Origin of the sequence: Pseudomarimonas salicorniae, from assembly GCF_023156535.1 — a bacterium.
GTDB lineage: Bacteria > Pseudomonadota > Gammaproteobacteria > Xanthomonadales > Xanthomonadaceae > Pseudomarimonas > Pseudomarimonas salicorniae.
Genome location: NZ_JALNMH010000007.1, coordinates 87,299 through 106,013 on the forward strand (window position 1 = coordinate 87,299; position 18,715 = coordinate 106,013).

Consider the following 18,715-nt stretch of genomic DNA (forward strand, 5'->3'; position numbering starts at 1 on the left):
GCGTTGCGGGCGCAATCCGGACATTCATAGGGTGCGGCTTGCCGCACCGGGCATACCTTCCAAACGCCCGTATCGGTGCGCCAAGGCACACCCTATGGGGCTTCGCCGACGCGCAACGAAGCCCGACTGTGGGAGCGTCCTTGGGCGCGACCGCGGAAATCCGCTCTGGCCGCGGTCTGTGGTGAATCCTTAGCGCTGCGGTCGCGCCCAAGGGCGCTCCCACAGTCGGGTCTCGTTGAGTTGCGAGAATGCGGTCGAAAGAGGGCGGGATTCAGACGCGCCGGAAGGGCGCAAACCGGCCCTTACAGCGCCGTTGCGTGTAGGAGCCAGCTTGCTGGCGATAGGCGCTCCGGATGGGACGATCGCCAGCAAGCTGGCTCCTACTGCGGGTTTTGCGGAAGGTCTGCTTCGCGCCCTTTCCTCGCCTTGTCGCCTCGCGCCGCCGAGTCGCCGCTTGGCTACTGTTCAGGTTCCGGGTTAGGGTGCGCGCTTTGTCACCGCGGAAACCGACCGTATGAGCGAAGCCACCCTGGACCCGCCCCGCGGCCTTGTCGCCCGAGCCCTCGATTGGGTCGAGCGGGTCGGAAACAAGCTGCCCGACCCGGCCGTGCTGTTCCTGCTGCTGATGATCGTGGTCTGGGTGGCCTCCTGGCTGCTCTCCGGCATGAGCTTCGCCGAGATCGACCCGCGCACCGGCAAGGCGATCACCATCAACAACCTGCTTGCCGGCAGCGCGCTGACCGGCTTCATGGCTCAGATGGTCAGCACCTTCGTCAACTTCCCGCCGCTGGGCGTGGTGCTGGTGGCCATGCTTGGCCTCGGCGTTGCCGAGCACACCGGCTTCATCAACGCCGCGCTGCGCGCCCTGCTCAGTGTCACCCCGCGCATGCTGCTGACCCCGGCCCTGATCGGCGTCGGCATCCTCAGCCATATCGCGGTCGATGCCGGCTACGTGCTGGTGATCCCCCTCGGCGCGGTGATCTTCTATGCCGCGGGGCGCCACCCGCTCGCCGGCATCGCGGCGGCCTTCGCCGGCGTCTCGGGGGGCTTCTCGGCGACCTTCTTCCTGCCCTCCAGCCTTGATCCGCTGCTCTCCGGCCTGACCCAGTCCGCGGCGCACCTGATCGACCCCAGCGTGGTGGTCAATCCGCTGAACAACTTCTACTTCACCAGCGCATCGACCCTGCTGATCATGCTGGTCGGCTGGTTCCTGACCGACAGGGTGATCGAGCCGCGGCTGACCAAGACAAAGGTGGACGGCGATCCCGCCGGCCTGCCGAAGATGGACGACCTGACCGCGGCGGAAAAGCGTGGCCTGGCCTGGGCGATCGGTGCGATGGCCCTGACCGCCGCCCTGTTCATCCTCACCCTGCTGCCCGAGACCTCGCCCTGGCGGGCGCCGGCAGGCACCCCGCTGCTCGCTGGCCAGAGCGATCTGCTGGTCTCCCAAGCCCCGCTGATGCAGTCGATCGTCCCCCTGATCTTCATCTTCTTCCTGGTGCCCGGCGTGATGTATGGCTATGTCTCGGGCAGCGCGAAGTCGCACCGCGACATCATCGCCGGCATGGCCAAGGCGATGAGCGGGATGGGCTACTACGTTGTCATGGCCTTCTTCTGCGCGCAGTTCATCTACGCCTTCGGCCAGAGCAATCTCGGCGCGCTGCTGGCGATCAAGGGCGCCAACCTGCTCCAGACCATGGGTCTGCCGATGTCGATGACCCTGGTCGGCATCGTCCTGCTCTCCGGCTTCGTCAACCTGCTGGTGGGCTCGGCCTCGGCCAAGTGGGCCCTGATCGGCGCCATCATGGTGCCGATGCTGATGCAACTCGGCGTCTCCCCGGACCTGACCCAGGCCGCCTACCGCGTCGGCGATTCCAGCACCAACATCATCACCCCGCTGCTGCCCTACTTCCCGCTGATCGTGGTGTTCTGCCGCAAGTATGTGCAGAACAGCGGCATCGGCACCCTGGTCGCCCTGATGCTGCCCTACTCGGTGACCCTGCTGGTGATCTGGACGACCTTCCTGATCGGCTTCTGGGCACTCGGCATCCCGCTCGGCGTGGGCGCGACATATTCCTATCCGGCCGGCTGACCCAACCCGCCCGCGCCGCGGTCGGCGTACCGCGGCGCGCATTGACTTGACCCGGGGCCGGGGGTAAACACGGCCGCACCCGTTCCACGGCCGCCGCCGAGAGCCGGCGTCCGATCCTCGACACAGGAGTTCCACGCGCTTGGCCACTTCCTCCCACGCCGCCGAAGAGGGCAAGACCCTGCTCGGCCATCCCCGCGGACTGTTCGTCCTGTTCTTCGCCGAGATGTGGGAGCGCTTCTCCTACTACGGCATGCGCGGCCTGCTGATCTTCTACCTGGTCCAGCACTGGATGTTCTCGGACAGCGAGGCATCGGTGATCTATGGCGCCTATACCGCGCTGGTCTACATCACGCCGGTGATCGGCGGCTATCTCGCCGACCGCTACCTCGGCCAGCGCAAGGCGGTGCTGTTCGGCGCGGTGATGCTGACCATCGGCCATGGCCTGATGGCGGTGGAGGGCGACGGAGGCCAGCAGGGCTTCGCGATCAGCGTGTTCTGGCTGGCGCTGTCCTTCATCATCGTCGGCTCGGGCTTCCTCAAGGCCAACATCTCGGTGATCGTCGGCCAGCTCTACAGCCGCACCGATATCCGCCGTGATCCGGCGTACACGATCTTCTACATGGGCATCAACCTCGGCGCGGCGCTGGGTGCGATCGTCGCCGGCTGGCTGGGCCAGACCTACGGCTGGGCCTACGGCTTCGGCGCCGCCGGCATCGGCATGCTGCTCGGCCTGCTGGTCTTCATCTGGGGCAAGCCGATGCTGCTCGGCCGCGGCGAGTCGCGTTTTCCGGAGACGCTCGAGAAGCGCGTCGGCGGCATCCGCTTCGAGTGGGTGCTCTACGCCCTGAGCTTCGCCTTCGTCGGCGTGGTCTGGCTGCTGATCCAGAACCAGGACCTGGTCGGCTGGATGCTCGGCATCGCCGGCATCATCCTCGTCGGCTACGTGCTGTTCACCGCGGTGTTCAAGCTGCCGCGCGATGACCGCGACCGGATCTTCGCCGCGATCTACCTGATTTTCGGCTCGATCCTGTTCTGGGCCCTGTTCGAGCAGGCCGGTTCCTCGCTGAACCTGTACACCGACCGCTCGGTCGACCGGACGATCTTCGGCATCGAGGTGCCGGCCGCGGTGTTCCAGTCGATCAACTCGATCTACATCATCCTGTTCGCCCCGGTCTTCGCCTGGCTGTGGACCTGGCTGGCGCGCAAGGGTCTGGAGCCTTCGGCCCCGGCCAAGTTCGGCATCGGCGTCGTCCAGCTGGGCGCCGGCTTCCTGGTCCTGGTCGCCGGCGCGCATGCCGCAGGCACCGGCAACCTGACCCCGGTCCTATTCATCTTCCTGATCTACCTGCTGCACACCACCGGCGAGCTGTGCCTGTCGCCGGTCGGCCTGTCGGCGATGAACCGCCTGGCACCGGCCCACCTGGCAGGCCTGATCATGGGCACCTGGTTCTTCGCCTCGGCCACCGGCAACTTCGCCGCCGGCCTGATCGCCTCGGCCACCGGCGCCGAGGGCGCGGGCGAGGATCGCGTGCTGGAGGTCTACAGCACCGTGGGATGGACCGCGATCGGGGTCGGCGTGGCGATGATCATCATCGCCCCCCTGGTGCGCCGCCTGATGCACCTCGACACCCTGCGCGACGAGGATGCCCACCTCGCCGGCGAGGCCGAGATGGGCGAGCCATCCGCGGCCGGCGTGCATCCCGCCAGCCGCAGCTGAGCGGGGCGTCCACGCGCTTGATCCGGAACGGCGGGCCTGGCCCGCCGTTCCTCTTTCTGCGGCCCGGCGCATCGCCTCTTCACGCTGCTTTTCGGTAGCCTTGCGTCCGTGTCGCCCCCTGTTCCGGCCGAATCCTCCATGCGTCTGACCCTGATCGCCTGCCTGCTCGCCCTCGCTCCGGCGCCCGTCCTTGCCGAGTGGCAGCTGGTCCACGCCGGCAACGTACTCGACCGCCCCGGACAGCCAGCGCGCGGCGCCACCACCCTGGTGATCGCGAATGGGAAGGTCCACTCGCTGCACGAAGGCCATCGTGCAGCCGGTGAGCTGGAAGGCGTGCCGGCCGATGCCCGGGTGATCGACCTGCGCGACCAATTCGTGCTGCCCGGCCTGATCGACAGTCACGTGCATCTGGATTCGGACCGCGCCGGCGTCGACGCGCAGCTCGACGAGGTCAGCCTGTCGCCCGCGGCCAAGGCCTTCGACGCCGCGGTCAATGCGCGCAAGACGCTGATGGCGGGCTTCACCACCGTGCGCAATCTCGGCGATCGCGACGGGGTGACCCTCGCCCTGCGCGACGCGGTGCGCGAGGGCAAGGTGGCGGGGCCGCGCATCCTCGATGCCGGCACCTCGATCTCGGCCACCGCCGGTCATATGGACGGCACCCTGGGCTACCGCGAGGAGCTCCACGCCGCAATCGATCGCCACGCGAATACCTGCGATGGCCCAGACGACTGTCGACGTGCGGTGCGCCGCCAGGTAGGCCGCGGGGTCGACGTGATCAAGTTCGCCAGCACCGGCGGCGTCAACAGCCGGATCGGCGCCGGCATCGGCCAGCAGATCTTCGAGGACGAGGCCCGCGCCATCGTCGAGACGGCTCACCTCTACGGCAAGAAGGTGGCGGTGCACGCGCATGGCGGCGACGGCATCCTTCTCGCGCTGAAGGTCGGCGCCGATTCCATCGAGCACGGCACCCTGCTCGACGAGGCGGGCCTGCGCGCCTTCCTCGACAGCGGGGCCTACTACGTGCCCACGCTGTCGACGGTGAACGGCTACAAGGAGCGCCTGGCGAAAAACCCCGAGGCCTACACCGGCGAGGTCCTGGCCAAGATCGAATGGCGCATCGCCATCACCGGCAAGGCGCTGCGCCTGGCCCACTCGCGCGGGGTGAGGATCGCCTTCGGCACCGATGCCGGAGTCAGCAAGCACGGCCGCAACGCCGACGAGTTCCTGCTCATGGTCGAACACGGCATGAGTCCGGCCGATGCGCTGGTCGCCGCCACCGTGAACGCCGCCGACCTGCTTGGCCTCGGCGCCGAGATCGGCACCCTGGAAACCGGCAAGACCGCCGACCTGATCGCGGTCGACGGCAATCCGCTGGAGGACATCGCCACGCTGCAGGACGTCCGCTGGGTCATCCAGGGCGGCAAGGTGGTGAAGTCACCGCAGTGAGCGAAGCGGCTCCCATCGATGTATGCGTGGTCGGTGGCGGCACCGCCGGCTGGATGGCGGCCAGCATGATGGCGAAGTTCTGGGCGGACCAGCCGGTCCGGCTCAGCGTGGTCGAATCGCCCGACATCGGCATCGTCGGCGTCGGCGAGGGCTCCACGCCCTCGCTGAAGGGCTTTTTCGACTACCTCGACATCGACGAGGCCGAATGGATGCCGGCCTGCCAGGCCACCTACAAGCTCGGCATCCGCTTTGTCGGCTGGTCGCGGCGACCGGGCTTCGGCAGCTACTTCCATCCGTTTCCCTCGGACCTCGACGACCGCTCGGCGCCGGCCTTCTATTACCACGCCTTCGCCCGGCGAAACGGGGTCGACCTGCCGGCCCATCCGGACCGATTCTTCCTCAACACCCTGCTTGCCGACCAGCGCCGCGGTCCGCATGCCGATCATAACTTCCCGTTCCGCCTTGCGTACGGCTATCACTTCGATGCCCAGCTGATCGGCCGCTTCCTGCGCGGCTGGGCCACCCGGCGCGGCGTCGAACATATCGAGGCGACGGTGGCCGAGGTCGAGCGTGGCGAGGACGGCGATATCCAGGCCCTGCGCTGCAGCGACGGCCGGCGCATCGAGGCCGACTTCTTCGTCGACTCGACTGGCTTCCGCTCGCTCTTGCTGCAGCGGGCGCTGGGCGTGCGTTTCCTGTCCTTCGCCGACAACCTGTTCAATGACCGAGCGGTGGTCGCGCAGACGCCGCTCGACGACCCGACGGCGCCGCCCTGCGAGACCCGGGCGACGGCGCTCTCCGCCGGCTGGTGCTGGCGGATACCGCTGACCGCGCGATCCGGCAACGGTTATGTCTACAGCTCGCGGTTCATCGAGCCAGAGGCCGCCGAGCGCGAGTTCCGTGATCACCTCGGGCTCGATGCGGATGCCGGCGTCCGCCATCTGGAGATGAAGGTCGGCCGGGTCGAGTCGGCCTGGTCGAACAACTGCCTGGCCGTCGGGCTCTCCCAGGGCTTCGTCGAACCGCTCGAGGCAACCGCCCTGCACGTCGTGCAGGAGACCGTGCAGCGCTTTCTCGAAGCCTTCGAGGAAGGCGGCCGCACGGCGCGCCTGCGCGAGCGCTTCAACCACCAGATCAACCGCCGCGTGGAGGGCATCCGCGACTACATCGTCTGCCACTACCGGGCCAGCCAGCGTGATGACAGCGAATACTGGCGGGCCTGCGCCGGCATCGAGGCGCTGTCGCCCTCTCTGCGCGAGCTGCTCGGCGTCTGGTTCGCCGGCGGCGACCTGGCCGAGGAGATCAAGCGGCAGCAGATCGGCGCCTACTACGCGCCGCTCTCCTGGCACTGCCTGCTCGGCGGCTATGGCGTCTACCCCGACCCCGCCCGGCTGCGCTCGCCCGAGGCGCGCATGCAGCGTTTCGACCTGGCCAGGATCGACGACTTCCTGGCCCGCTGCGCGCTGAACTTCCGCGCCCACGCCGAGCAGTTGGCGCATGGCTGAGCGCCCTTCAGCCGCCGCATCCGGGCGCGATCCGCTGGAGCTGCTCGAGCATGTCTTCGGCTACCGCGCCTTCCGCGGTCCGCAGCAGGCCATCATCGAGAGCCTGGTCGACGGCCGCGACGCCCTGGTGCTGATGCCGACCGGCGGCGGCAAATCGCTGTGCTACCAGATCCCGGCCCTGCTGCGCGACGGCGTCGGCATCGTGGTCAGCCCGCTGATCGCCCTGATGCAGGACCAGGTCGAGGCGCTGCGGCAGCTCGGCGTGCGCGCGGCCTTCCTCAATTCCTCGCTGGAGGCGCGCGAGGCCTTCGAGGTCGAGAGCCAGCTGCTCGACGGCGCGCTGGACCTGCTCTATGTCGCCCCGGAGCGCCTGCTGACCGGGCGCTTCCTCGACCTGCTCGAACAGGCGCCGATCGCCCTGTTCGCCATCGACGAGGCGCACTGCGTCTCGCAGTGGGGGCATGACTTCCGTCCCGAGTACCGGCAGCTCGACGTGCTTCACGAGCGCTGGCCCGCGGTGCCGCGGATCGCGCTGACCGCCACCGCCGATCCGCGCACCCGCGAGGAGATCGCCGAGCGCCTTGGCCTGCGGGACGCCGAGCGCTTCGTCAGCAGCTTCGATCGGCCGAACATCCGCTATCGGGTCGAGGCCAAGCAGAACGGCCGCAAGCAGCTGCTCGGCTTCCTTGACCGCCACCGCGGCGAGTCGGGCATCGTCTACTGCCTGTCGCGCAAGGGCGTCGAGGCCACCGCCGAGATGCTGGTCGGCGAGGGGCTGAATGCCCTGCCCTACCACGCCGGCATGCCGGCCAACGAGCGGGCGCTGAACCAGCGCCGCTTCCTGCGCGAGGACGGCATCGTGATGGTGGCCACGATCGCCTTCGGCATGGGCATCGACAAGCCCGATGTGCGCTTCGTCGCGCACATGAACCTGCCGAAGTCGGTCGAGGGCTACTACCAGGAAACCGGACGCGCGGGGCGCGATGGCGAAGCGGCCGAGGCCTGGCTCTGCTACGGCCTGCAGGATGTCGTCCTGCTCAGCCAGATGATCCAGCAGGGCGAGGCCGGCGACGAGCGCAAGCGCATCGAGCGCGGCAAGCTCGACGCACTGCTCGGCTTCGCCGAGTCGACCCGCTGCCGGCGCGCCCTGCTGCTCGGCGCCTTCGGTGAGCCCTTCGAGGGCCCCTGCGGCAACTGCGACAACTGCCTCGAGCCGCCGCGCACCTGGGACGCCACCGCGGCCGCCCAGCAGGCGCTGTCCTGCGTCTATCGCAGCGGCCAGCGCTTCGGCGTGGCCCACCTGATCGACATCCTCCGCGGCAGCGAGTCGGACAAGCTGCGCCAGTACGGCCACGACCAGCTCAGCACCTTCGGCATCGGCCGCGACATCGATGCCAACCGCTGGCGCTCGCTGTTCCGCCAGCTGCTGGCCGCCGGCCTGCTCGAGGTCGACGCGGAAGGATACGGCGGCCTGCACCTGACCGCCGCCGCGCGCCCGCTGCTGCGCGGCGAGGCTCGCTTCGAGGCGCGCTTCGAGGAGGTCCGCCGCGGCCGCCCCGGGCGCGATGGCGCGCGGCAGAAGGCCGCCCCCGTGCAGCTCGACGATCCCGAGGCGCAGGCCCGCTTCGAGCGCCTGCGCAGCGCCCGCGCGCGCCTGGCCAGGGCACAGAACGTCCCCGCCTATGTGATCTTCCACGACGCCACCCTGCGCGCGATCGCCGAGGCCGATCCCGACTCGCTGCACCAGCTCGCCGGGATCAGCGGGGTGGGCGATGCCAAGCTGGAGCGCTACGGCGCGGCGATGATCGAAGCCCTGCAGGAAGCCGGCGAGGAATGAGCACCTCCCGCGCAGCACGTGCCCGGCGGTCGCCGTGCCGATAAGGGAAGTCGACTGCGTCATCATCGGCGGCGGCGCGGCCGGGCTGATGTGTGCGGCGGCGGCGGGTCAACGCGGTCGCTCGGTCGTCGTGCTCGACCACGCCAACAAGGTCGGCAAGAAGATCCTGATGAGCGGCGGTGGCCGCTGCAACTTCACCAATCTGTTCGCCACACCGGCGAACTACCTGTCCGGCAACCCGCATTTCTGCAAGTCGGCGCTCAGCCGCTATACCCAGCACGACTTCATCGCCCTGGTCGAGAAGCACGGCGTGCCCTATCACGAGAAGACCCTGGGCCAGCTGTTCTGCGACCGCAAGTCGCGCGACATCCTCGACCTGCTGCTGGCCGAGTGTGCTGACGTCGGCGCCGAGGTCTGGACCGACTGCGCCGTACAGCGCATCCGCCGCCACGATGCCGGCTTCGATCTGCACACCGCGCTGGGCGACTACCGCTGCCCGTCGCTGGTCATCGCTACCGGCGGACTGTCCATCCCGCGCATGGGTGCGACCGGCTTTGGCTACCAGGTCGCGAAGCAGTTCGGGCTGAAGCTCACGCCGCGCGAGGCCGCCCTCGTGCCCTTCACCCTCAAGGGCCGGCTTCTCTCTCTGGCCCAGGGTCTGGCCGGCGTCGCCCTTCCGGTGATCGCCGAGTGCCGCGGACAGCGCTTTCCAGAGGCGCTGCTGTTCACCCACAAGGGCCTGAGCGGGCCGGCCATCCTGCAGGTATCCAACTACTGGCATCCGGGCGACCCTGTGCAGATCGATTTCCTGCCCGGACAGGATCTCGCGGCCCTGATCTCCGAGTGGCGCGCCGATGGTTCGCGGGCCGAACTGTCGACGCGACTGTCGCGACTCATGCCGAAGGGCTTCGTGCAGGCCTGGCTGTCCCACCACGGCCTGGAGTCGGCGCTGGCCGGCAAGCACCTTGCCGACCTCAGCCAGGCGGATGTGTCACGACTCTGCGATGCCTTCCAGCGCTGGACCTGCGTCCCTGATGGAACAGAAGGCTATGCGACCGCCGAGGTCACCCGCGGCGGCGTCGACACCGCCGAGGTGTCCTCGAAAACCTTCGAGGCGCGCAGCGTCCCCGGCCTGTATTTCATCGGCGAGGTGCTCGACGTCACCGGCTGGCTGGGCGGATACAACTTCCAGTGGGCATGGGCCAGCGGCTGGTGCGCCGGGCAGTACGTGTAGGGCGGGTCCTGGACCCGACACCCGGAATCACGTTTCGCGTTGCTCGATCGCCCGAAATGCAGCGCGTGTAATGCAGGAGCGCACATGGGCGCGACCGCAGCGCCTCGCAGTCGCCTCAGAACGGGAAAGAACAGCTGCGCCGCGGTCGCGGCCATGTCCGCTCCTACACGAGGCAGTTCTCGGCCAGCACCCGCACCGCACCCGGTCACCCGGTCTGGTCGGCCTCGCTCGACGCGACGGCGGGGGTGTCCGCGTCCGCTGACACCGCAGCGGACAGGCACCGGGCGGCCTCCTCGGCGGGGAGCGGGCGACCGATCAGGAAGCCCTGCAGTTCGTCGCAGTGCGCGCGCTCGAGGAACTCTCGCTGGGTCGGGGTTTCGACGCCTTCGGCGACCAGCCGCATCCGCAGTCGGCGGCCGAGGTCGATGATCGCGCTGATCAGCTGGGTGCTGTGGGTGTCGCGTCCGAGGTGGGCAACGAAGCTGCGGTCGATCTTCAGCGCGTCGATGGGGAAGCGGGCGAGGTAGCCGAGGCTGGAATAGCCGGTCCCGAAGTCGTCGAGGGCGATATGCACGCCCAGCGCCTTGAGGGCCTTGAGCTTCTCGACCATTGCCTCGGGATCCTCGACCAGGAGCGACTCGGTCAGCTCCAGCTCCAGGGCGTCGGCCGGCAGGCCGCTACGGGCCAGCACGCCGGCGACCTCATCGACGAAGTTGCCGACGCGGAACTGCCGCGCGGAGACGTTCACCGCGATCGAGATATCGTGCCCCGCCTCGCGCCAGCGCTGGGCCTGCGTGCAGGCCTCCAGCATCACCCACTGGCCGATCGAGACGATGGTGCCGGTGCGCTCGGCAAGACCGATGAAGCGATCCGGCGGCACCAGGCTGCCGTCGGCGGCGCGCATCCGCAGCAGGGCCTCGAAGCCGCAGACCGCGCCGCGCCCGCATTGCAGCTTGGGCTGGTAGTGCAGTTCGAAGTCGCCGGCCTGCAGGGCATTGCGCAGGCTGCTGTCGAGCTGCAGCAGGTCCAGCGCCTCGCGGTTCATCTCGCGGGTGAAGAAGCAGACCTGGTTGCGACCTCCCTGCTTGGCCCGGTACATGGCGGTATCCGCGGCGCGGATCAGCTCCTCGCCGGTATTGCCGTTGCCCGGATACACGGCGATGCCGATGCTGGCGCCAAGGAAGACCTCCCGGTCCTCGATCAGGAACGGCTGCTCCAGCGCGTGCAGCAGCTTGTCGGCGACATGCGAGGCGTCCGCGCCGGCGTGCAGGTCCTCGGCAATCACCAGGAACTCGTCGCCGCCAAGCCGGGCCAGGGTGTCGTTGCCGCGCACCCGATGGTGCAGCCGGTCGGCGACCTGGCGCAGCAACCGGTCGCCAACCGGATGACCGAGACTGTCGTTGATCCGCTTGAAGCCATCGAGGTCGAGGAAGACCACGGCGAGTCGCCGCGCGTTGCGGTCGGCGCCGTCGATGGCGTGCTCCAGGCGCAACTCGGCCAGCATGCGGTTGGGCAGGCCGGTGAGGGCGTCGTGGTGGGCGAGGTAGTGCAGCTGCTGCTCGTTGCGCTTGAGTTCGGAGATATCGGTGCCGACGGCGACATAGTGGGTCGGATGGCCGCGCTCATCTCGGACCTGGCCGAGGTCGAGCCATAGCGGAACCAGCTCGCCGTCGCGGCGCCGGCTCCAGACCTCGCCGCGCCAGTGACCGGTCGACTGCAGCGCCTCCAGTGCCTCGCGCACGAAGACCTCGTCGTGGCGCTCGGCGCGGAGCATCGCCGGCGTCCGCCCGACCAGGTCGATCGCGCCGTAGCCGGTGATCCGCGAGAAGGCGCTGTTCACCGCCTGGATGCGGCCGTCGAGGTCGCAGATCAGGACCCCGTCGTGTGTGGCCTCGAAGACCTTGGCGTGCTGTCGCATGCGCTGCTCGCGACGGCGACGCTCATGGGCCGCGGCCAGCGCGGCGCCGGCGATGTGCAGGGCACGCTCCTCGCCGGCGCCCCAGGCGCGCTGCGGATCGGCCGAGCCGGCCAAGAGGAAGCCCCAGCAGCGCGCGTCGAAGCTGATCGGCACGACGATCGCGGAGCGCGAGGACTCGCCGAGCAGGACACCCTCGGCGCGGGACGCGTCGCCCGGCTCGGTCCTGAGCGTTGCGCCCTGCAGAAGTCGCGCATGCCAGCCGCGCAGGTGGGCGTGCACATCGTAGCTGGTCGTTTCATCGACTCCCAGGCCGAGCCGCGCCTGCCGCTCCCAGCGCAGCAGACGGCGCGCCTCCTCGCCGATGCCGTCGGCGGCGCCGGCGAACTTCCACAGGCCCAGCGCGTCGCAGCGTAGCGCGCCGCCGAGCATGGCCAGCGTGGCCTCGAAACCCGCCGAACCCTCGACGGGACGCAACAGGTCAAGAGTGACCTGGGCGGCGCTGTGCAGCAGGGCGAGCGAGGACTCGTCGCCCTCGGCCGACTGCCCGCGGTCGATCAGGAACAGCTCGCAGTGGGCCGGTGCCTCGAGCAGGACGCGATGCAGCACGGCATGCACCAGCCCACCGTGGCGATGCCGCCAGCAGTATTCCACTGGCCCGTCCGCGGGCGAGGCCCGCCAGGCTTCGAGGTCCAGCGCCAGCCGCGCCTCGGCGCCTTCCGGGGCCAGCAAGGAGGCCAGCGGGTGGCCCAGGGCGTCGCTGCGGGCATAGCCGTAGCGGGCCTCGGCGGCGGCATTCCAGGCGCTGATCCGATCCTCTTCGTCGATGCCGATCAGGGGCAGGCCCGGCAGCTGCTCGACCAGTTGCCGCCAACGCTGCTCGCTGCGCTGCAGGGCATGCTGCTGCAACCGCTGCCGACCGCTCTCGCGCAGGCTGGCAAGCACCACCGGCCGGCCGTCGCGGCTGAGGCACCGCAGCCGGGCGTCGAACCAGAGCACGCTGCCGTCGCGCTGCGGCACGGGCCAGTCGAAGCGCGGCTCGCCACCGCCGAGCGCCTCGTCGAATCGTGCCAGCAGTTCGCGCGCGGGCTGCGCGCCGCTGCCCGCGCTGAGCTTGGCAAGCGGCCGCCGCAGCAGGCGGTCGCGATCCTCACCGAAGGCACTGCCAGCGCGCTGGTTGGCATCCAGCATGCGGCCGCGCTCGTCAAACAGGAGCTGGGCGTCGGCCGAGAGCTCGAACAGCTGACGCTCGTCGGCCAGCTGCTCCTGGCCGAGCCGGCGGCGACGGCTCCGTTCGCGGGCGCCGAGGACCAGGGCCAGCGCTGCAATCGGCAGCAGGCCGAGCAGCCACCAGGCGGAGACCGGCCAGTCCGGAAGTGGCCCGACACGGCTCTGCAGCAAGTCGAGCGCCGGCGGCCCCAGCCCGATCCATGCGATGAGCAGCGCGCACGGCAATGCCCAGATCAGGCGCGCCTTGTTCAGGCCATCCCGCATCGATCCGTCCCCTCCCCCCTGCGACGCAAAGCCTACTCCATGCGGCTCGACGCTGCGCCGGCAGCGGGCTGCGCAGACATCGCTCAGGCCCCCGCGGCGCGGCGCCAGAGCAGGGACTTGAGCGGTCCGAACCGGTCGGCAAGACCCAGTAGCGGGCCGCGGAACAGGGTCGGCAACAGCGCCGAGTTCGAGAAACCGCGATGGATGGCCTCGAAGGCATAGGCGGCCAGCGCGTTGTCGCTGCGCAGGCCGCGCGCGAGCCGGGCCAGGCGCTGTGGGCGGGACGGATCGTCGGGATAGCGGCGGACGTGGGCTCGCAGCGCCAGCACGTCGCGCAGGCCGAGGTTCACCCCCTGCCCGGCCAGCGGGTGGACCACATGGGCGGCGTCGCCGATCAGCAGCCCGCGGCCGGATGCATAGGTCCTGGCCAGCTGCCGCCGCAGCGGGAACGAGCGGCGATCGGACACCCCGCGAACCCGCCCCAGGCGGGCATCGAAGGCCCGCTCCAGCTCGGCCACGAACTGCGCGACGGGGGCGTCCTGCAGGCGCTCGGCCTCGGCCTGCGGCAGGCTCCATACGATCGAGCAGCGACCGTCAGGGACCGGCAGGAAGGCCAGCGGGCCACCGGGCAGGAAGCGCTGGTAGCAGCGCCCACCGTGCGCCTGTTCGCATTCGACATAGGCCACCAGGCCGCTTTGTCCGTAGTCGTGGCGCTCGACCTCGATACCGAGCAGCGCGCGGGAGGGCGAGGCCGCGCCATCGGCGCCGATCAGCCAGCGCGTGCGCAGGCTGCGGCCGTCGCTGCAGCGGATCCGCAGCGGGGCAGCCGGCTCTTCGCCGGGCTCGACGGACTCGATGCCGGCACCGGCATGAACCGTGACCATCCCCGCCGCCTGCAGGGCCTGCCAGAGGCGGTCGACCAGAAGCGCGTTCTCGACGATGGCGCCGAGCTGGGTGCGGCCTTGCTGGGTGGCCTCGAACACCAGCCGCTGGTCGCTGCCGGCGTCCCAGACCTCCATCGACGTGTAGGCCTGTGCATGGGGCCTGGCCGCCTCCCAGACGCCGAGTTCGCCGAGCAGGCCGATGCTGTCTTCGGCCAGGGCCAGCACGCGCAGGTCCGAAGCCGGACCTTGCCAGGGCGGCGGGGGCGAGGGCTCGACCAGGGCGACCCGGAGACCCTCGCCCGCCAGGGTCAGCGCAGCGCTTGCGCCGACGATGCCGGCCCCGACCACCACCGCGTCATGCACCTGCCGCGCGCTCATGCCGGCGCCCTCCATTCTGCCGGCATCCCGTGCAGGCCCATGGCGGCCTCGACCAGGGGCGTGCGCGCCATCCGGCTGGCGCCGAGGGCGATCAGGCCGAGCGAGCGCAGCAGATGAGCGGCGGCACCATCGGAGGCGGTCAGCCGGGCCAGCCCATCGGCGAAACGCCAGGTGTTGTCGCGATCCGGCTGGCGTGCGGCCGAATAGGCCTCGAGCGCCCGCGCGGCGCCAGGGTCGTCCGCCTCGCGCAGCGTGCTGGCCAGGGTCAGGGCGTCGCGCAAGCCGAGGTTGAAGCCCTGCGCGCCGATCGGATGCAGGGTCTGCGCCGCATTGCCGACCAGCACCGCGCGCTCGTCGACCAGGCGCCGTGCAATACGGCTTCGCAGGGGGTAGAACGTTCGCCTCCCGGGCCGGTCGAGGCGTCCGGCACGCCAGCCGAAGCGCTGCTGCAGGTAGCCGGCGTAGGCGGCATCGTCCATCGCGGCGACCCGAGCGGCATCGTCCTCGCCGATGCCGCATACGGCTCCCCAGCGGCCGTCATTGCGCGGCAGCAGGGCCACCGGCCCCTTGCTGCTGAAGCGCTCCCAGGCCATGCCCGGCGTGGCCCGCAACGGGGCGACGCTGCAGACGGCGAGCTGCTGGCCGTAGTCATGCTCATCGCAGGCGATGCCGAAGCGCTCGCGCAGCGGGCTGTCGCTGCCGTCCGCCGCGACCAGCAGCCGGCAACGCAGGGTGTCGCCATCGGAAAGCCTCAGGCGCCAGCCGCCCTCGACGGGTTCGGCCGAGGCGGCACGGACCTCGCTGCGGAACTCCAGCCCGCCCTCTTCGATCACGGCGGACTGCAGGGCGAAGCCGAGATCGCGGGCCATGACCACGCCGCCCAGCGCCTCGACGCCGTGCTCGGACGCGCGCAGGTCGACGGCGCCCAGATCTCCAAGCCGGCTGATGTGGATGCGGGTGATCGGCTCGGGCCGGCGCGGCAGCCGGTCGAGCACGCCCAGTCGTTCCAGCGCGTCGAGGCTGGCCCGGGCCAGGGCCAGGTTGCGTTCGTCGAAGTTCGGCGGCGGCGCGGCGGTCGTGCGCCCCGCGGCCTCGAGCAGGCAGGTTTTCCAGGGGCTCCGGGCCAAGGCCAGGGCCAGGCTGCAGCCGACCAGTCCCCCGCCCACCACCGCCACATCCGTTGTCGCTTCCACGCCGTCTCCTGACTGCTGTCCTGGCACCGCCCCAACGGGCTTCGACCGATGGCTTCCGGTCCGGCGCCCCGCGGACGTGGGCAAGCCCCGTCTCCACGGTCTCCCGCCCCGGCCTCGGCTATGCTACGAAGCTAGCCCATTCCCCGCCACGCCAGGATGAACGTGTGCCTGCCCCAGCCGGTTCCGGCCGCCCGGTGAACCTCGCTCTCTTTACCCACCCCGCCTGCCTGCGCCACGACCCGGGCGCCGGCCACCCCGAGGCCCCCGCCCGCCTGGCCGCGGTGCTCGAGGCCCTTAACTTGGCGTTCCCCCAGCTGCCCTGGCAGGAGGCACCGGCAGCGAGTCGGGAGCAGATCGAGCGCGCGCACTCACCGGCGCTGTTCGAGGCGCTGCTTGGCCATCCGGTCCACGGTCGGCGGCAGATCGACGCCGATACCGCGATGAGCGAGTCCTCGGCCGAGGCCGCACTGCGCGCCGCCGGCGCGGTGGTCGCCGGCATCGACGCGGTCATGGCCGGGCGGGCCCGGCGCGCCTTCTGCGCCGTGCGCCCACCGGGCCACCACGCCACCCGCGGCGAGGCGATGGGCTTCTGCTTGTTCAACTCGGTGGCGGTCGGCGCCCGCCACGCGCTGCAGCACCACGGGCTGCAGCGGGTCGCCGTAGTCGACTTCGACGTCCACCACGGCAATGGCACTCAGGACATCCTCTGGGACACGCCCGGCAGCCTCTACATCTCCAGCCACCAGGCGCCGCTCTACCCCGGCACCGGGGCACGCTCGGAGACCGGCGGCGCCGGCCGCTGCCTCAATCTGCCCCTGTCGGCAGGCTGTCCGAGCGCCGAGTTCCGCGACGCCTGGCGCCGCGAAGTTCTACCGCAGCTGGACGCCTTCCGCCCCCAGCTGATCCTCGTATCGGCCGGCTTCGACGCCCACCGTCTCGACCCGCTGGCCTCGGTCGACCTGGATACCGGTGACTACGCCTGGCTGACCCTCGAGCTGGTCGACATCGCCGAGCGTCACGCTCACGGCAGGCTGGTCTCGGCGCTCGAGGGCGGCTACAGCCTCACCGCGCTGCGCGAGTGCAGCGTGGCCCATGTCGGAGCACTGCAGTGAGCGGGGCCCGTGAAGCCCGGCGCCTGGCCTTCGCCCGCGAAGCGCTGGACGATCCGCGAATCGGCCTCGAGCCCGCCTCCAGCGACGCCAGCTTTCGCAGCTACTGGCGCACGCTCGGCGTCGAACCTTCGCGGATCGTGATGGACGCACCGCCGGACAAGGAAGACCTTGCCCCCTTCCTCGACGTCGCTGCGCGCCTCGAGGCCGCCGGCGTCGCCGCGCCCCAGGTCCTGGCCCGCGACATTGATGGCGGATTCCTGCTGCTCTCCGACCTTGGATCGCGCCTGCTCCTGCCCGAGCTGGACGCCGATCGGGTGGAGGACCACTACGCCCGGGCGATGGCCCTGCTGCTGCGCATGCAGAGGGACGTCGACGACAGCGGTCTTGCCCGCTATGACGAGGCGCGGCTGGTCACCGAGATGGAACTGATGCCGACCTGGTTCGTGCAGCGCCATCTCGGCATCACCCCCGGCTGCGAGGACTGGGACGTCATCGAGTCGGCCTTCCGTGCCCTGCTCGACAGCGCCGCCGCCCAGCCGCAGTGCTTCGTCCACCGCGACTTCCACTCGCGCAACCTGATGCTGCAGGAAGACGGCGCTCTCGCCGTGATCGACTTCCAGGACGCCGTGCGCGGCCCGGTCACCTACGACCTCGTCTCGCTGCTGCGCGATTGCTACGTCGAGTGGCCCGACGCTCGGGTCGAAGGCTGGGTCGAGGACTACCGTCGGCGCCTCGCCGCCGGCGGGCTGCCGGTGCCCGATGCCGACCGCTTCCTGCGCGCATTCGACCTGATGGGGCTGCAGCGGCACATCAAGGTCCTCGGGATCTTCTGCCGGCTCTGGTACCGCGACGGCAAGGCCGGCTATCTCGGCGACCTTCCGCGGGTCTGGGGCTATGTCCATCGCGTCGGCCTCCGCCATCCGGAGATACGCCCGCTGGTGGAACTGCTCGATCAGTGGATTGCCCAGCGCGACCTGCGCCGCCCGGCCGGGGAAGGCGTCGCCGCGTGAAGGCCATGGTCTTCGCCGCAGGCCGTGGCGAGCGGCTGAGGCCGCTGACCGACCACACCCCCAAGCCGCTGATCCCGGTCCACGGCCGCCCGATGATCGAGTGGCACCTGGAGCGCCTGGCCGCCTGCGGCGTGGACGAGGTGGTGATCAACACCTCCTGGCTCGGCGACCGATTCCCTCAGGCCCTCGGAGACGGCTCGCGCTGGGGGCTTGCCCTGCGCTACATCGATGAGGGGGCAGTGCCGCTGGAGACCGGCGGCGGCCTGCTCAACGCCCTGCCCCGCCTCGGCCGCGAGCCGTTCTGGCTGGTCAACGGCGACGTCTTCACCGATTACGATTTCTCCCGCCTGACGCGCCGTCCCGCTGGCCTTGCCCATCTGGTCATGGTGCCGACCGCGGTGCACACGCCGGGCGGTGACTTCGCCCTGGGCGAGGACGGCCTGCTTCACGCCGAGGGCGCGGCGAAGCTCACCTATGCCGGAATCGGCTGCTACGACCCGGCCCTGCTGGATGACTGGCAGCAGGTGATCGGCGAACTCGCCCCGGCCGACCGCGATCCGCCGCGCTTCCGACTCGCCCCCCTGCTTCGCGCCGCCATGCAGCGCGGCCAGGTCAGCGGCGAGCTGCATGCCGGGCATTGGACGGACGTCGGCACCCCGGAGCGCCTGCGCCAGCTGGAAGCCCTTTGAGGGCGCAGAGTGCGCATTCGCCCCGGTCCCATCGTAGGAGCCAGCTTGCTGGCGATCGTCCCTTCCGGGGCGCCTATCGCCAGCAAGCTGGCTCCTACGTGCAACGGCGCTGCCAAGTCCGGTTTGCGCCGCAAAGCAGGCCTTGCCGCGGTCAAATTGTGGGAGTGCCCTTGGGCGCGACCGCAGCGCTACGGATTCACCACAGA

Annotated in this window: 12 protein-coding genes; 9 read left to right on the forward strand and 3 right to left on the reverse strand. The window is 70.3% G+C overall.

The genetic code is table 11. The features are described 5' to 3' along the window. Positions 1-514 precede the first annotated feature (514 nt). From M0G41_RS09430 to M0G41_RS09455, 6 genes are all read left to right on the forward strand, one after another. A complete protein-coding gene (locus tag M0G41_RS09430; protein WP_248208545.1) occupies positions 515-2,092 on the forward strand; it encodes an AbgT family transporter in 1,578 nt (525 codons plus the stop codon). Positions 2,093-2,231: 139 nt separating this feature from the next. Beyond that, on the forward strand, positions 2,232-3,809 hold the full coding sequence (locus M0G41_RS09435) for a peptide MFS transporter (RefSeq protein WP_248208549.1): 1,578 nt from the start codon (positions 2,232-2,234) through the stop codon (positions 3,807-3,809). Positions 3,810-3,947: 138 nt separating this feature from the next. After that, the gene (locus M0G41_RS09440; RefSeq protein WP_248208552.1) at positions 3,948-5,258 is read left to right on the forward strand and encodes a metal-dependent hydrolase family protein; all 1,311 of its coding nucleotides are present in this window, start codon (positions 3,948-3,950) and stop codon (positions 5,256-5,258) included. Continuing rightward, entirely contained in the window at positions 5,255-6,763 is a 1,509-nt protein-coding gene (locus M0G41_RS09445) for a tryptophan halogenase family protein (RefSeq protein ID WP_248208554.1), read from the forward strand. Before M0G41_RS09440 ends, M0G41_RS09445 begins: the two co-directional genes overlap by 4 nt. Then, positions 6,756-8,600 carry a DNA helicase RecQ gene (gene recQ, locus M0G41_RS09450; protein WP_248208557.1) on the forward strand — a complete coding sequence of 615 codons (1,845 nt, stop codon included), beginning with the start codon at positions 6,756-6,758 and terminating at the stop codon, positions 8,598-8,600. Before M0G41_RS09445 ends, recQ begins: the two co-directional genes overlap by 8 nt. A 34-nt stretch (positions 8,601-8,634) precedes the next feature. Beyond that, positions 8,635-9,834 (forward strand): BaiN/RdsA family NAD(P)/FAD-dependent oxidoreductase, encoded by a 1,200-nt coding sequence (locus M0G41_RS09455; RefSeq protein WP_343226477.1) that lies wholly within the window; start codon positions 8,635-8,637, stop codon positions 9,832-9,834. Between the two features lie 205 nt (positions 9,835-10,039). Here the strand turns inward: M0G41_RS09455 and M0G41_RS09460 are convergent, their stop codons facing one another. The 3 genes from M0G41_RS09460 to ubiH form a co-directional block, all read right to left on the reverse strand. After that, positions 10,040-13,243, reverse strand: a complete 3,204-nt coding sequence (locus tag M0G41_RS09460) for a sensor domain-containing protein (protein WP_248208570.1) — start codon at positions 13,241-13,243, stop codon at positions 10,040-10,042. Between the two features lie 83 nt (positions 13,244-13,326). Beyond that, a complete protein-coding gene (locus M0G41_RS09465; RefSeq protein WP_248208575.1) occupies positions 13,327-14,505 on the reverse strand; it encodes an FAD-dependent oxidoreductase in 1,179 nt (392 codons plus the stop codon). Next, entirely contained in the window at positions 14,502-15,698 is a 1,197-nt protein-coding gene (gene ubiH / locus M0G41_RS09470) for a 2-octaprenyl-6-methoxyphenyl hydroxylase (RefSeq protein WP_248208576.1), read from the reverse strand. Before ubiH ends, M0G41_RS09465 begins: the two co-directional genes overlap by 4 nt. 164 nt (positions 15,699-15,862) lie before the next feature. On the opposite strand from ubiH, the gene M0G41_RS09475 reads away from it, so the two are divergent. From M0G41_RS09475 to murU, 3 genes are read left to right on the forward strand one after another with little or no spacing between them, the layout of a single operon-like run. Further along, positions 15,863-16,810: a histone deacetylase family protein gene (locus M0G41_RS09475; protein ID WP_248208579.1), complete on the forward strand. Its 948-nt coding sequence runs from the start codon at positions 15,863-15,865 to the stop codon at positions 16,808-16,810. Further along, positions 16,807-17,820 carry an aminoglycoside phosphotransferase family protein gene (locus M0G41_RS09480; protein ID WP_248208581.1) on the forward strand — a complete coding sequence of 338 codons (1,014 nt, stop codon included), beginning with the start codon at positions 16,807-16,809 and terminating at the stop codon, positions 17,818-17,820. Before M0G41_RS09475 ends, M0G41_RS09480 begins: the two co-directional genes overlap by 4 nt. Beyond that, positions 17,817-18,509 carry an N-acetylmuramate alpha-1-phosphate uridylyltransferase MurU gene (murU, locus tag M0G41_RS09485; RefSeq protein ID WP_248208582.1) on the forward strand — a complete coding sequence of 231 codons (693 nt, stop codon included), beginning with the start codon at positions 17,817-17,819 and terminating at the stop codon, positions 18,507-18,509. Before M0G41_RS09480 ends, murU begins: the two co-directional genes overlap by 4 nt. Positions 18,510-18,715: the final 206 nt, after the last annotated feature.